Annotated in this window: 17 protein-coding genes and 1 pseudogene; 12 read left to right on the top strand and 6 right to left on the bottom strand. The window is 33.3% G+C overall.

What is annotated here, in order from left to right; genetic code table 11:
• Positions 1-34: 34 nt before the first annotated feature.
• The 9 genes and pseudogenes from KPL51_RS20785 to KPL51_RS20745 form a co-directional block, all read left to right on the top strand.
• The gene (locus KPL51_RS20785; protein WP_216165919.1) at positions 35-796 is read left to right on the top strand and encodes an IclR family transcriptional regulator; all 762 of its coding nucleotides are present in this window, start codon (positions 35-37) and stop codon (positions 794-796) included.
• A gap of 66 nt (positions 797-862) precedes the next feature.
• A complete protein-coding gene (locus KPL51_RS20780) occupies positions 863-1,624 on the top strand; it encodes an SDR family oxidoreductase (RefSeq protein WP_216165917.1) in 762 nt (253 codons plus the stop codon).
• A 13-nt stretch (positions 1,625-1,637) separates the two neighbouring features.
• Positions 1,638-2,588 (top strand): C-terminal binding protein, encoded by a 951-nt coding sequence (locus KPL51_RS20775; protein ID WP_216165915.1) that lies wholly within the window; start codon positions 1,638-1,640, stop codon positions 2,586-2,588.
• Positions 2,589-2,729: 141 nt separating this feature from the next.
• Positions 2,730-3,353 (top strand): bifunctional 4-hydroxy-2-oxoglutarate aldolase/2-dehydro-3-deoxy-phosphogluconate aldolase, encoded by a 624-nt coding sequence (locus KPL51_RS20770; protein WP_216165913.1) that lies wholly within the window; start codon positions 2,730-2,732, stop codon positions 3,351-3,353.
• An 18-nt stretch (positions 3,354-3,371) separates the two neighbouring features.
• The gene (locus KPL51_RS20765) at positions 3,372-4,118 is read left to right on the top strand and encodes a sugar phosphate isomerase/epimerase family protein (RefSeq protein ID WP_216165911.1); all 747 of its coding nucleotides are present in this window, start codon (positions 3,372-3,374) and stop codon (positions 4,116-4,118) included.
• A 202-nt stretch (positions 4,119-4,320) separates the two neighbouring features.
• The gene (locus KPL51_RS20760; RefSeq protein ID WP_216165909.1) at positions 4,321-5,283 is read left to right on the top strand and encodes a sugar kinase; all 963 of its coding nucleotides are present in this window, start codon (positions 4,321-4,323) and stop codon (positions 5,281-5,283) included.
• 102 nt (positions 5,284-5,385) lie between these two features.
• On the top strand, positions 5,386-5,772 hold the full coding sequence (locus KPL51_RS20755) for a hypothetical protein (RefSeq protein ID WP_216165907.1): 387 nt from the start codon (positions 5,386-5,388) through the stop codon (positions 5,770-5,772).
• A 178-nt stretch (positions 5,773-5,950) separates the two neighbouring features.
• Positions 5,951-6,592: a hypothetical protein gene (locus tag KPL51_RS20750; RefSeq protein ID WP_216165905.1), complete on the top strand. Its 642-nt coding sequence runs from the start codon at positions 5,951-5,953 to the stop codon at positions 6,590-6,592.
• 136 nt (positions 6,593-6,728) lie between these two features.
• Positions 6,729-7,205 (top strand): annotated as a pseudogene (locus KPL51_RS20745) (transposase); the annotation flags it as partial.
• Positions 7,206-7,348: 143 nt separating this feature from the next.
• Here the strand turns inward: KPL51_RS20745 and KPL51_RS20740 are convergent.
• From KPL51_RS20740 to KPL51_RS20720, 6 genes are all read right to left on the bottom strand, one after another.
• Complete coding sequence (locus KPL51_RS20740; RefSeq protein WP_224854084.1) at positions 7,349-8,014, bottom strand: CPBP family intramembrane glutamic endopeptidase; 666 nt, start codon at positions 8,012-8,014, stop codon at positions 7,349-7,351.
• A 98-nt stretch (positions 8,015-8,112) separates the two neighbouring features.
• On the bottom strand, positions 8,113-8,493 hold the full coding sequence (locus tag KPL51_RS20735) for a DUF6262 family protein (protein ID WP_216165901.1): 381 nt from the start codon (positions 8,491-8,493) through the stop codon (positions 8,113-8,115).
• Complete coding sequence (locus tag KPL51_RS20730; protein ID WP_216165899.1) at positions 8,486-8,791, bottom strand: hypothetical protein; 306 nt, start codon at positions 8,789-8,791, stop codon at positions 8,486-8,488. The genes KPL51_RS20735 and KPL51_RS20730 overlap by 8 nt, the downstream gene beginning before the upstream one ends.
• 89 nt (positions 8,792-8,880) lie before the next feature.
• Positions 8,881-9,324, bottom strand: coding sequence for a tyrosine-type recombinase/integrase (locus KPL51_RS23745; RefSeq protein ID WP_224854087.1), 444 nt, complete (start codon positions 9,322-9,324; stop codon positions 8,881-8,883).
• Between the two features lie 9 nt (positions 9,325-9,333).
• Entirely contained in the window at positions 9,334-9,909 is a 576-nt protein-coding gene (locus KPL51_RS23740) for a tyrosine-type recombinase/integrase (protein WP_224854090.1), read from the bottom strand.
• Positions 9,896-10,096, bottom strand: a complete 201-nt coding sequence (locus tag KPL51_RS20720; protein WP_216165897.1) for a site-specific integrase — start codon at positions 10,094-10,096, stop codon at positions 9,896-9,898. The genes KPL51_RS23740 and KPL51_RS20720 overlap by 14 nt, the downstream gene beginning before the upstream one ends.
• 187 nt (positions 10,097-10,283) lie before the next feature.
• Here KPL51_RS20720 and KPL51_RS20715 point away from each other — a divergent pair, with 187 nt between their 5' ends.
• From KPL51_RS20715 to KPL51_RS20705, 3 genes are read left to right on the top strand one after another with little or no spacing between them, the layout of a single operon-like run.
• The gene (locus KPL51_RS20715) at positions 10,284-11,519 is read left to right on the top strand and encodes a tyrosine-type recombinase/integrase (protein ID WP_216165895.1); all 1,236 of its coding nucleotides are present in this window, start codon (positions 10,284-10,286) and stop codon (positions 11,517-11,519) included.
• Positions 11,512-12,483 (top strand): tyrosine-type recombinase/integrase, encoded by a 972-nt coding sequence (locus KPL51_RS20710; protein WP_216165892.1) that lies wholly within the window; start codon positions 11,512-11,514, stop codon positions 12,481-12,483. The genes KPL51_RS20715 and KPL51_RS20710 overlap by 8 nt, the downstream gene beginning before the upstream one ends.
• Entirely contained in the window at positions 12,464-13,327 is an 864-nt protein-coding gene (locus KPL51_RS20705; RefSeq protein ID WP_224854093.1) for a tyrosine-type recombinase/integrase, read from the top strand. The genes KPL51_RS20710 and KPL51_RS20705 overlap by 20 nt, the downstream gene beginning before the upstream one ends.
• The last annotated feature ends 43 nt before the right edge of the window (positions 13,328-13,370 follow it).

The following is a 13,370-nucleotide window of genomic DNA, read 5'->3' as shown; positions in this document are numbered from 1 at the left end:
CTAAGCAGAAAAAATGTATTTGGAGGATAAAATAATGAGTAAAGATACAGTACTATCAGTAGTAAAAGCTTTTAAAATCATAGAAATATTATCAGAAAATGAATCTGTTGGAGTAAGAGAAATAAGCACTATTAGCGGCATTAACACTACAACCGTTTTTAGAATGTTGACAACACTAGTTCAATTAGGGTATGTAGCACAAATAACAGAAAATGCAAAGTATTTCTTGACATATAAGTTATTAGTTGTAGGCAACTCGGTACTAGCTCTAAACAATATGATCAAGTTGGTTCATCCGTATTTACAAAAAATATCTGACGATTGTAAAGAAACAGTTCATTTTATTGAACGTGTTGGAACAAATGTAAGGTATATTGATAAGATTCTACCAACTTCAGGTGTAGTTGCTATGGGTTCTTATATAGGTATGGAACTACCTTTAACTTCCACAGCAGTAGGAAAATCTATTTTAGTAGAATTACCAGAAGAAGAAGTTAAAGAAATTTGGAATAATGGAGAGGTTATTCAATATACTCCTAAAACCATTAGAGATTTAGATGTATTAATTAAAGAAATTGAAATTATTAGAATACGTGGATATGCTATTGACAATGAGGAGAGAGAACTGGGATTATCTTGTGTAGCAGTAAGTATTCCTAATTATAAGGGAGAGCCTATGTATGCAATGAGTGTATCTGCACCAAGTAACAAAATGAATGGAGAGAATTTAGAAAGAATTTGTAGGATTCTATTAGATACGAAAGAGAAGATAAAGAAAATTATTGTGCATATGTAATTTTAATATGTATTTTTGTGTGAGGATTAAGATATACATGTTTAAAATTAAAAAGGAGAGATATATATGAATTATTGTGATTTAACAGGAAAGAAAGCAATTGTAACAGGTGCGGCACAAGGTCTTAGCCTAGGGATGGCTGAAGGACTTATGGAAGCTGGGGCTGAGGTATGCCTTTTAGATGTTAATCCTAAGGTAGAAGAAGTTGCAAGGGAAATGGTTAAAAAAGGTTTTAAATGTCATGGAGTAATAATAAATGTTATAGATGAAAAAGAGAGAGAAGAAGGGTTTAATAATGCTATTAAAATATTAGGAACTTTAGATATTTTAGTAAACGGAGCTGGTGTTCAACGTCGTCATAAATGTGAAGATTTCCCAATGGATGATTGGAACTTTGTATTAAACGTCAATTTAAATGCAGTTTTTGCATTATGTCAATTAGCTGGAAGACATTATTTGGAGAGAAATAAAAAAGGTAAAATAATAAATATAGCATCTATGCTTTCATTCTTTGGTGGATATACAGTGCCTGCATATGCAGCATCAAAGGGTGCTGTCGCACAACTTACAAAGGCATTATGTAATGAATGGGCTGAAAAGGGAATAAATGTTAATGCACTTGCGCCAGGATATATGGATACAGAAATGAATGTAGCATTAACAGATCCATCTAATCCTAGAAATAAGACAATTACCGAAAGAATTCCAGCTAACCGTTGGGGTACAAAAGATGATATGAAAGGACCGTGCGTATTTTTAGCATCTGATGCTTCAGATTATTTAAATGGAGTTATAATTCCAGTAGATGGTGGATATTTAGTAAGATAAGGAGGGACTAGTTATGAAAGTAATTATTACAGATTGTGATCATGAGAACATAGATACTGAAAAAAAGATATTTTCAGATGCAGGAATAAGTTGTGAGCTAAAAAATGCTAAAACTGAGGATGAAGTAATTGAGATGTGTAAGGGTGCTGAGATATTTATAGTTCAGTATGCTAAAATTACAGAAAAAGTAATGGAGGCATTACCTGAATTAAAATTTGTTGTTAGATACGGAGTTGGAGTAGATACAGTAGATGTTAAAGCAGCTACAAAACATGGAATACAGATTGGAAATGTACCTGATTATGGTATGAATGAGGTGGCAGATCAGGCACTAGCATTAACATTGGCTTTTGCAAGAAAAATTATTACGATGAATGAATATACTAAGTTAGTAAAATGGGATTATAGTAAATCTATTCCAGTTCGTAGATTATCTCAACAAACTGTAGGCATAGTTGGAATTGGAAGAATTGGAGGAAATTACGCGAAAAAAGCAGCAGCTTTAGGTTTTAATGTCATAGGATATGATCCTTTATTTGTGCAAACTAAGGATAATACCTATGTGACTCCCGTTTCATTTGATGAGTTGATTGAAAAGTCAGATATAATTTCCATTCACTGCCCTTCAGATGGAAATAAATATTTGTTTGATAAGGAAATTTTCAAGAAAATGAAAAAGAGTGCAGTGCTTATAAATGTAGCTAGGGGTGGAATTATAAATGAAAAAGATTTAGATGAAGCTTTGAAACATGGAGAGATTGCTGGCGCAGGTTTAGATTGTATGGAGTCGGAACCAATGAGGCCAGATTCGGAAATCTTTAAAAATAAAAATTTGATTGTTACACCCCATATGGCATGGTATTCAGAGGAGTCAGCTTTAGAGCTTAAGCGAAAAGTTGCAGAAGAGTCTGTGAGATTTGCTAATGGTAACCCAATTCATTATCCAATTAATAATTTAAAATAGTAGGTATCAAATTTAAGTATTGTTTTTATAATACCTATTTTATATTTAAAAATTTTACATTAGCAGAGGGTTTTCCTCTGCTTTACTAATAGTATAAAAAGTATAAAATTTAATAAGATATAATTTTCTGGGGAGGAAACTATGAATAAAATAGAAATAAAAGAAGCATTAAGGGGAAAGTTGATTGCAGTTGTTAGGCAGGAAAATGCAGAAATAGCTAAAATTTTGTGTCGTACTCTTATAGAATCAGGAATTGATGTATTAGAAATCACATTTTCTGTTGATAATGCTGAAAAATTGATAAAGGAATTAAGAGAAGAGTTCCCTAATGCTATTATAGGAGCTGGTACCGTGCTTTCAGAGGAGCAATCTAAATTAGCAATAGAAAATGGTGCACAATTTATTGTATCTCCATGTATTGTTGAAGAGGTAGCTGAGTACTGCAAAAAAAATGATGTTTGCTGTTCGCTTGGTGCAGCAACACCTACAGAGGTCTTCAAAGCTTACCAGTTAGGGTGTGATATTGTAAAACTTTTTCCAGGAGATTGCATTTCTCCAAAGATGATTAAGGGAATTAAGGCACCTATGCCATTTGTAGAAATGATGCCTACAGGTGGGGTTAATGATAAAAATATTAAAGAATGGTTTGAAGCCGGAGCATATGCAGCTGGTTTTGGAGGATACTTGTTTAATGGAGTTAATGAAAATAATTTAGATGTTTTGAGAGAACGCTGTAGGAATTTAATAGAAGCATATAACGCATAGAAATGGAGTGATTATATAATGAAAAAAGAAAATATAGTTCTTAACACATTAGTTTTTATGAGTGATCATAAAAAGGGAATAAAGCAGATTGAAATGATGGAAACTTGTAAGGAATTAGGAGTAAATATTGTTGAAATTAGAAGAGAATTTTTTGAAAATATTGATATTGAAACCGAAGAAGTTGGAAAGAAAGCTAAGGAGATTTCTTTAACAGTGTTATATTCTGTACCACAATATATGTATATTAACAAGCAATTACAGCTTGCTGATATGGAAAAATACTTTAAAGAAGCTAAAATGATGGGAAGTAGACATGTGAAAGTTGTAATTGGCGACTATGACAAAGTAAAATCTGAAGATGTCTTGTATATGAATGAACTCTGTCAAAAAGATAGTATTAAATTATTAGTTGAAAATGATCAAAGTAGTGAAAATGGTAAAGCGGATAAGATAATTGATTTTGTAAAAGAGTACAAATGCTTAGGCGGAGAAATAGGGGTAACTTTTGATATTGGAAATTATGTATGGCAGAAGGAGAGTCCATTAGAAAATGCTAAGAAATTAGCTCCTTATGTTGAATATATACATTTAAAAGATGTTAACAGTTTAGATATGCCTAGTACAGTCTACCTTTCTGATGGTGTAATAGAGTGGAAAGCTATTTTAGACATATTACCAAAAAATTTGTTATTAGCATTAGAATATCCTTGTGGTGATGAAGCAAAAAAACAATTAGATACAGAAATAAATAAATTGATATATTAATTAATGAAAGAAATTAGCAAATTTAAAATGCAAAGTATATTTCGCACCAAAGGGGTATGTTTATGTCATAGTAGTCTGTTTATAGGGAAAGAAAATATACCGCGCAGTATGAGACAAAATAGACTAGTATACTGATTTGTTATTTTTTAAGATGGGCTTTAATTATATATTTAAAAATTAGAAATTTAAAAGGGGAATATATATGGGTAAGGTAATTTTATTTGGAGAACCTATGGCTTTGCTAATTGCAGATACTGTAGGAGAATTAGAAGATGTTGAGCATTTTTCAAGATCCCTTTCAGGAGCTGAAGTGAATGTATGTATTGGTTTGTCAAGATTAGGACACCAAACTACATATATTGCACGTTTAGGTGATGATCCATTTGGGCATTTTATAGAGAAATATTTAAGAAAAGAAAATATAGAAATTAAATTTATAACATATGATGATGTATATCGCACAGGAATTCAACTAAAGAGTAAGGTTTTATCAGGAGATCCATATACACCATATTACAGAAAAGGATCTGCATTTTCACATATAACATCCAAGGAAATCGATATTATTGACTTTTCTGATATTGATCATGTACATGTTACAGGGATACCACCAGCTTTATCTAAAAGCTGCAGAGAAGCAACATATAGATTAATGGAGAGAGCAAAAGAAAATAATGTATTCATTACTTTTGATCCTAATTTAAGACCAGCTCTTTGGGAAAGTAAAGAGGTTATGATAGAAACTATTAATGATCTATCATGTAAAGCAGATATGGTACTTCCAGGAGTTGAAGAGGCTAGAATTTTATTAGGTATAGATAATATAGAGGATATAGCTGATAAGTATAAAGCTATGGGAATTAAGCAAGTTGTAATAAAAGATGGCCCTAGAGGAGCTTATGTAAGAGATGGAAAAGAAAGTTACACGGTTAAAGGATTTAAAGTAGACAAAGTTATTGATACTGTAGGAGCAGGGGATGGTTTTGCAGTTGGAATTATAAGTGCAAGACTTGAAGGATTATCATTGATGGAAATGGTTAAGAGAGGAAATGCTATAGGTGCAATACAAGTTACTAATATAGGAGATAATAAAGGCCTACCAACACAGAAGGAACTGGAGAAGTTTATAAAAGATAATAGTTGTAGTAATGTTAAAAAAATATAGTTATAGAATATAAGGCATAAAATACAAAATTGCAATTAAGGTTTTTTATTCTATTGGGTTAAATAACAGTATACTAAAGTGATATATGTTTAATTCAAGTCATTGAAAAAAATAATCGTTATTCCAATAAATAAAACCGAGTTTATTTATTCATTATTAAGAAATTTTACCTCCACTATTGGAAATCTTAATGACACCATTAATGCGATGAACATAACCAGTGAAAAAAAAGATGAAGAAATAAAAAACTTATCCTTGAAATTGAACGGTTATGATTTTAAAATTCCTTTTTCAAATAATAGAGCAGAGGCTGATATTTGGCCAGCAAAACGAAAATTAAACATAGAAATTTTTCGTAGTGAATTTGGAGCAAAATATTATCTGCAAATTAGAAGCTTAATTTCCACATTTTCAAAAAATAACAGAAATGTTTTTCAAGGAATCAAGGATGCATTCGATGATAATGACATAACCTTAAAATCAAATTAATTGTATAAGGCCCCTACATTATATTTAAGGGCCTTATTTACTGACCCTATATCTGAACTGTAACAGAGGATGAACTAGAATGATTAGATTATTTGCGATAAAAACTACGTTATGATAAAATATTATTATAACGTAGTTTTTTGCAGACTTATAAATATAATTTTAAAGGGGTATAATTATGGTTGATTTAAAAGGTATGAGTAGGAAGAAGAAAGCTGAATATATCTGGGAATATTATAGAATACATATAATAGGAACAATAGCAATTTTATTTATAATAGGTTCCATAATTCATAGTCAAGTTACAAAGATAGATTATGTATTCAATTTAACGGTTATTGGCAATATAGTAGATGAAAGTAAGATATCTAATTTAGAAAAACAACTTACAAAAGTTGTTGTAAAAGAAGGTGACGGTCGAAAACAGGCGGTTGTCACTAGTATTCCACTTGAAGGTTCTAGTAGTGAAAATACTCAGATGTCAAGCCAATATATGCAGAAGTTTATTGCTCAACTATCGGTTGGAGAACTTGATGTTGTAATTTTAGATAAAACTATGCTTGAGAATTTTGCTAAACAGGATATGTTTGTAAAATTAGATGGTATAAGTCAGTTGAATTTGAATTCTTTAAAAAATGAAAAGGTTGAAGCTAGCGGAAGTGATAATAAAAAAGCTGTTTATGCTATAAATGTAGAGGACATCAAAATGTTTAAAGAAATGGGAATTGATACTCGAAATAAGGTAATTGGTATTATTAGTACAAGTAAACAAAAGGATAATGCTACAGTGGTACTTAAATGGATGTTAAATGTAAAGTAGTAGTTTCGTATATTTTTAAACCCATAGAATTATTAAGCTTTAAATATAGGCTATGTTTAAGAAAGATGTTGAAAATGGATATATATTGAATAATATGGTATAATAAGACTATATGAAGGATTGTGGAGGGCTTATTATGCCAAGTGTAGAGTCAGTAAAAAAAGATTTAGAGTCGTTAGGAACAACTGGACAGGAAGAAATTTTAGCCTATCTTGAAGAAGTTATTGTGTTAGGTTCGTTTGCTACTGAGGTTACAAATGAAGTTAAAGAGAATAGGTTTTCCAAGGGAAAGGTCTGCCATTGTTGTGGATATGACAAAGTATCAAGAAATGGCAAGTTCAATGGTAAGCAAAGATATATCTGTAAGTCATGCCGAAAGACCTTTACTGATTTTACACGTTCACCACGTTATAACAGTAAGAAAGATATTAAAAAATGGATACTCTATTCTAAATGTATGATAAATGGTTATTCCATAAGAAAATGTGCCGAGATAGTCGAGATTAGTGTGCCTACATCTTTTTATTGGAGGCATAAGTTTTTAGACGCTATCAGAGTGTATATGGGTATTGGTCATGTTGGTGGCGTTATAGAAGTTGACGAGGCATTTTTCAGATTATCAATACCTAATTTATAAAAATGTTGAAAAATAAGAGAAGGGATATATTATATATGTATAATATATCCCTTCTCTATATGTGCCGTTGATAACTTATTAATAACTTTTGTTTCGTTAAATAAGAATATTGTTCATCATTATAAAAGAGCAACACATAACACTATCAAGGCATCATAAATTCCATGTGCAATAATTATTGATAGTGTTGAGCAACCTTTAATTTTTTCCCTGAACAAGCAGAACATAACACCTAACATCATAGTTGTGAATACTTGAATTATATTGCCTTGAAAAATATGAAACAAACCAAAAACAATAGAAGAAATTATTATTGCAAACCATTTTGAGTTTTTAATGTCCATCAATTTCTTAAACATGTATCCTCTAAAAAAGAACTCCTCGACTATGGCAACTCCAAATATGGAATAAGCAAATTCAAAAATAAATTGCCAGGTCTTTGTATAGTGCGTACTTGAGACCATATCTTTCAACCCACATAGGATAGGAATAACAGTAAAGATAAGGCACATTACAATTGCAATAACTATTCCAATAAAAATCTGTTTATGAATATTTACTCTTATGAATCCAATATCTTTTAGTTTTTCCTTATTCTTTAACATTAAAAGAACAGGTAAAATCAAAAAAATCCATTGTGTAGCAAACACCAAAACCATTCTTTCAGCAAGCGTAAAATTCATTAAAAGATTTCGATTAAACAGAGTAACACCATATACAATAATAAATTGACAGACAGTGGCTATGGCCAATGTAAATATACTTTTCTGTGTTTTTTCAAACATCGGTTCCTCATTCCCCCTAAAATAAATAATGTTGTTTCGTCATATTCTACAAGTGTGAATTAACCAACATATGAATTATACCACCATTTACCATATATTTATATATTTTTATAAATATCGGCATAACTAATTTTGACCTGTTCCTTTAATTGTTTGTTTTCCTCCTCTAACTTCTTAATCTTTCTTTTAAGGCTTGCAATTATAGAATCTTTATTAGTTTCATCCATTTGTCGTTTGACTTGTGCAGGGGTGGGAACTTGCGATTGCTGAAGTCTTAACGACTCAATTCGCTCTCTTATATCAGCATTATTGTATAGAGTTGCTTTTGTTATTCCTGCTTCTTGAGATACACTATTAAAATTGATAGATTTATTCATTTTTATTAACATTTGTATAGCGACATCAACCTTCGTTTGAGTATTAGCCTTCCTTTTAGCATGAAGTTCCTCTAAATGCTTTTTACGGTCATATTTACTCATTTACATCACCTTGCTTTTTTAATCTTTCCACTCTACCATATACTATATTGCCACTTTTTATAGTGCCATATATCTCTTCATAAAGCCTCAGAAGTTGTTTGTTTTCATCCGCCATGTCTTTACGGTTGAAGATTTCAGCCTGTTCTATAAGAGCCTTGGTAGATGTAATGTGAATTTCATACTTCTTTCCATCACCTTCGAAAATACCAATCCCCAAATCTTTGCAAGGATTACCTCCATTACACGTTAAACATGGTGGTTGTTTTGAAAAGGTGCATTTACCCTTGCTTCTTTGCATTATGGTGAGTGTTTTAAAATGGTGAGTGAATCAACTTATTCTTGAATTTTAGCCAGTCTTTGCATGAATCACTCACCATAATAATTACATCATTTTTTACAAATGGAGTTCAAAAATTTCATTAAGTTAGTATCATCTCCCCAAATAGGGAGGTCTTTACTTGGAAGAATATCGCTGTAAGCTTCTTCTATTGCTTTTCTTTTCATTTCTGTATCTCCCCTAGCATAAATTTCTGTCGTAGAGCAGTCACAATGTCCAAGGAAATCTCTTATATATATAAGATTGATTCCGGATTGAAGTAAATGCATGCTTTTGCTGTGCCTGAATACATGGGGTGTAACCGGAAATGGTACAGTAAACTGGGGGTTCTGTTTTGCTAGTTCTACATATTTATTAATGATGTAAGAAATGCCCCATCTTGATAGCTTTTGATTTTTTTGATTTACAAATAGATAATTCTCACCCTTGCTAATTGCATTATTAACATTCTGATTAATGAGATAATTCTCTATAAGTTTTTTTGTTTTGTCCATAATAGGCACCTATCTCGTTTTGTTTCCTTTGCCAGTGAGTGTTATGACAGAAGGATTTGATATACGAATATCCTTATTTTTTAAGTCAATTAATTCCTGTACTCTTGCTGCAGTGTCATACAAGATTACCAAAATGACAAAATCCCTCCTGCCCATGTTAGTTTCTGTGTTAGGCTGCTCTAAAAGGATCTTCATTTCTGATCCAGTTAGAAATGGTACAATGGTTTTAGGTCCTTTCTTATTAGGGATGTTCAATATTTTTTGAATTTCATAGAGATTTTCGGGAGCCTCTTTTTGAACATATCTAAAAAATGAATATAGTGCTACCATACGCTGATTTCTTGTTGATATGGTACTTTTTCTTTCCTTCTCAATCCAGTCAAGAAATCCAATGATTAAGTCATGAGTTAATAAACTGAGGGTTAAGCGTTCTGGTTTTACTTTCTTTTCATTTTCACAATAAACAAGTAATAATTTGAAAGTAGTTGCGTAGGATTCAATGGTATTGGGACTTGAATTTTTCTGTCCTGGCAAGTATTTACCAAGAAAGCTTGTCAAATAATAAGGGAAATCAGCCTTCTTCATAGAAACAACCTCCTTCTGGGATGACATATCCAAACTCTGCTTCTGATTTACTAAGAATATGAGGATATAAATCGGCGGTCAGACGTAGATAATACTGAGTAGCTCGGAAATCGGAATGCCCCATATAAGCCGACAGATAAGGAAGCATGTTTGTTAAATCAATACCTGCTAGTGACCATTTTTTCAAACAGGCAACTGCTAGTCCATGCCTAAAAAAATCCAAACGTTTGGATTTTTTTAGTTATCCAAACCTTAATAAAATCCAAACCTTTTTGATAAAAAGCTGATATTGCAGTTGTTTTATCAGAAAAAGGTTTGGATTTTTTTCTTATAGTAAATACTCATCTTATCAAGTGAAATAGGAGGACATACAAATGAATGTACAAAACCTACGGGATAATTATCCCAAACTCATTTCTTACATGAAAGCCAATGGTTACTCTAAAACATACGTCGTCAGGTTCGAGCGGGAGATTAAAAAAATCTTGTCTACTATGGATTCAATGGAATGGTCATGCTATAAAGATGTATATCTAGAGTACACCAAAACATCACAATCCAAAGATTATCTCCGTGATAAACGGACTATCATCGGAGCTATTGAGCAGTTTGATGTTCATGGGAGATACCCGGATGGTAGCCGTAGACATGAGCTTTTCCAAAGGGGTGCTTATCCTTTGTTGTCACAAGAATTCAAATTTATCATTGACTATTACTGTGAAGCAGAAAGGAAACGCGGCAAGAAAGCTACTACCATTTATACAGAATCTCATAATGCATCTACATTTTTCTTGTCCCTACAGCAAAAAGGAATAAATAGTCTAGTTGAAATTACTGAAGAGTCAGTGCTTTCCATATTTATGTCCACTGATGGATTAATGCTAAAGAGCTGTTCCTACAAGAAAAAAATCGCCGCAGTATTGAAGGCGTATACCACATGTCATCCAGAAACTAGTCATCGAATTTTAGCTTTTCTTCCCGCCTTAAGGGAAACTAGAAAAAACATACAATATCTAACACCAGAAGAAATACAAAAAATTAAGGAGGCAATAGCTAATGGTAAAGACCTGCTTACACTCTGTGATAAAGCTATCGGGATGCTTGCACTTTACACAGGACTGCGTGGCTGCGATATTGCAGGAATGACACTCGACTCCATTGAATGGGACAAGGATTTGATTTGTATTAGACAGCAAAAGACCGAGTCTCCTCTTGAACTTCCATTAACAGCAGTTGTAGGAAATGCCATATATGACTACCTGGCATCAGAGCGTCCACATACAAAAAGCAGGTATATTTTTATTTCACAAAATAAACCATATGATAGACTGAAAAGCAGAAGCATTGGCAACGTGGCAGGCAGGATCATGAAAGCTTCAGGCACCCGGCAGTCCAAAGGAGACCGGAAAGGATTTCATATCTTCCGCCATCACCTAGCCACAACTCTTTTGGGGAATGGAGTCCCACAGCCTGTCATTAGCAGAACACTTGGTCACACTTCGCCTGATTCTCTTGAACCATATCTAAGTGCTGATTTTCCTCATCTGAAGGAATGCTCCATCAGCATAGAGTGTTTTCCTGTGCTAGAGGAGGTGTTCTCTCATGAATAAGTTCACTTCCTTTCTTGCACCACTCATACAGTCATATATTTACTACCAAAAATCATCCCAGCATTGGAATGAAGCTTCTTATGAACCAAACCTCGTTCTGTTTGACAGGTACTGCAAGAAACAGTATCCGAAAGTTACACTTCTGTCTCAGGAAATTGTGGATAGTTGGTGCCATAAGCGCTACACAGAAACCAACAATTCATGCAGATCAAGAATTTATGTAGTTGTAAGTTTGATACGATACTTGAGAAAGCGCGGAAATGCAGATGTTGTGGAGCCCAATATCCCAAGGAAAGAGCGGTGCACATATATTCCCCATTCGTTTACAAATACCGAACTTGAAAGATTTTTTCATGCATGTGACAGCCTTCCTTCCGAATTCTACACTCCCGAACAGCGTTCTAGGAAGATAACTATTCCTGTATTCTTCCGCCTTCTATACAGTAGTGGAGTACGAACAAATGAGGCAAGAATGCTAAGGATTGAGGATGTCGACTTATGCCAAGGGATTATAAACATCCGTTATTCCAAAGGTCATTCACAACATTATGTAGTGTTGCACGACTCCATGCTTAACCTTTTGAAAATATATGATGCATCAATACGGAAACAGTACCCGCATAGTCCTTACTTTTTTCCTGCAAGGTGCAACACTTTCCATACAAGGAACTGGGTACAGAAAAACTTTCGCGAATTGTGGGATAAATATAACAGTTCTCATGCTACTGCATACGAACTCAGACACCATTATGCCACAGAAAACATTAATCGCTGGACAGGTGAAGGCTTTGGATTTGATGCAAAACTGCTTTATCTCAGCAAAAGTATGGGACACAAAGTACTAGAAAGCACAAAATATTATTATTCTCTTGTCCCTGGATTGGCTGACATTCTGGAAGAGAAAACTGGAATGGATTTCGAAATCATTGTGCCGGAGGTGGATTATGATGAAAGCGACGAATGAATCCATTATAATCGCACGCCATATCAATGAATTTTTGAATGAATATGTCCCTTCACAGAAAATCCGCAGCGACCATACATTGAAATCTTATCAGTATGCACTTACCTTATATATTGGATTTTTGGAGACAGAAAAAGGAATCAGTCCAGAAAGGTTGTATGGTGGATGTTTTAGCAGGATAATAATTGAGGAATGGCTACTATGGTTGATGGAACATCGTGGTTGCAGCCCTGAAACCTGTAATAATCGAATGGCATCGTTAAGGGCTTTCCTAAAATACCTGGGGAGCAGGGAAATATCTCAACTGTATCTTTCTGAGGACGCAACAAAAATTCAACGGAAGAAGGAAGTACGAAAAAAAGTAAAAGGAATGAGTAAAAAAGCAGTACAGGTATTGTTATCGGTTCCTGATTTATCCACAAAAGTAGGTAGAAGGGATTTGACACTTATGATTATCATATATAGTACTGCCGCCAGAATTGATGAAATTCTATCTTTAAAAACAGATCAACTGCATTTGAATGCAGAAAAGCCGAATGTCACCATTATTGGAAAGGGAAGAAAAATAAGAACCTTGTATATTTTGCCTAAGGCAGTTGCACATTTAAAAAAATACCTGAAAGAATTTCATGGTGATGCTCCAAATGCTGAAGCCTATGTTTTTTATTCAAAAAATACCGGAATATATGGAAAAATGAGTCAGCCTGCAGTAAACAAACAACTGAAGAAACATGCCAGATCCGCACATGAAATATGCGATGAAGTACCTCTGGATCTTCATGCTCATCAACTGAGGCATTATGGTGAGTGTTTTAAAATGGTGAGTGAGTCAACTTATTCTTGAGTTTGAGCCAGTCTTTGTATGAATCACTCACCATAATAACTTC

This window comes from Clostridium bowmanii (assembly GCF_018861315.1).
Classification (GTDB): domain Bacteria; phylum Bacillota; class Clostridia; order Clostridiales; family Clostridiaceae; genus Clostridium_AD; species Clostridium_AD bowmanii.
The sequence above is the reverse complement of the archived record's forward strand: the minus strand, read 5'-3'. Positions and strand labels throughout refer to the sequence as shown.

What these genes read in the sequence shown, in the direction of transcription:
- KPL51_RS20760 (WP_216165909.1), top strand. Translation starts at nt 4,321, where the DNA reads ATGGGTAAGGTAATTTTATTTGGAGAACCTATGGCTTTGCTAATTGCA.
- KPL51_RS20710 (WP_216165892.1), top strand. Translation starts at nt 11,512, where the DNA reads ATGAATAAGTTCACTTCCTTTCTTGCACCACTCATACAGTCATATATT.
- KPL51_RS20775 (WP_216165915.1), top strand. Translation starts at nt 1,638, where the DNA reads ATGAAAGTAATTATTACAGATTGTGATCATGAGAACATAGATACTGAA.
- KPL51_RS20770 (WP_216165913.1), top strand. Translation starts at nt 2,730, where the DNA reads ATGAATAAAATAGAAATAAAAGAAGCATTAAGGGGAAAGTTGATTGCA.
- KPL51_RS20765 (WP_216165911.1), top strand. Translation starts at nt 3,372, where the DNA reads ATGAAAAAAGAAAATATAGTTCTTAACACATTAGTTTTTATGAGTGAT.
- KPL51_RS20785 (WP_216165919.1), top strand. Translation starts at nt 35, where the DNA reads ATGAGTAAAGATACAGTACTATCAGTAGTAAAAGCTTTTAAAATCATA.
- KPL51_RS20750 (WP_216165905.1), top strand. Translation starts at nt 5,951, where the DNA reads ATGGTTGATTTAAAAGGTATGAGTAGGAAGAAGAAAGCTGAATATATC.
- KPL51_RS20730 (WP_216165899.1), bottom strand. Translation starts at nt 8,791, where the DNA reads ATGCAAAGAAGCAAGGGTAAATGCACCTTTTCAAAACAACCACCATGT.
- KPL51_RS23745 (WP_224854087.1), bottom strand. Translation starts at nt 9,324, where the DNA reads ATGGACAAAACAAAAAAACTTATAGAGAATTATCTCATTAATCAGAAT.
- KPL51_RS20735 (WP_216165901.1), bottom strand. Translation starts at nt 8,493, where the DNA reads ATGAGTAAATATGACCGTAAAAAGCATTTAGAGGAACTTCATGCTAAA.
- KPL51_RS20715 (WP_216165895.1), top strand. Translation starts at nt 10,284, where the DNA reads ATGAATGTACAAAACCTACGGGATAATTATCCCAAACTCATTTCTTAC.
- KPL51_RS23740 (WP_224854090.1), bottom strand. Translation starts at nt 9,909, where the DNA reads ATGAAGAAGGCTGATTTCCCTTATTATTTGACAAGCTTTCTTGGTAAA.
- KPL51_RS20780 (WP_216165917.1), top strand. Translation starts at nt 863, where the DNA reads ATGAATTATTGTGATTTAACAGGAAAGAAAGCAATTGTAACAGGTGCG.
- KPL51_RS20705 (WP_224854093.1), top strand. Translation starts at nt 12,464, where the DNA reads ATGATGAAAGCGACGAATGAATCCATTATAATCGCACGCCATATCAAT.
- KPL51_RS20740 (WP_224854084.1), bottom strand. Translation starts at nt 8,014, where the DNA reads ATGTTTGAAAAAACACAGAAAAGTATATTTACATTGGCCATAGCCACT.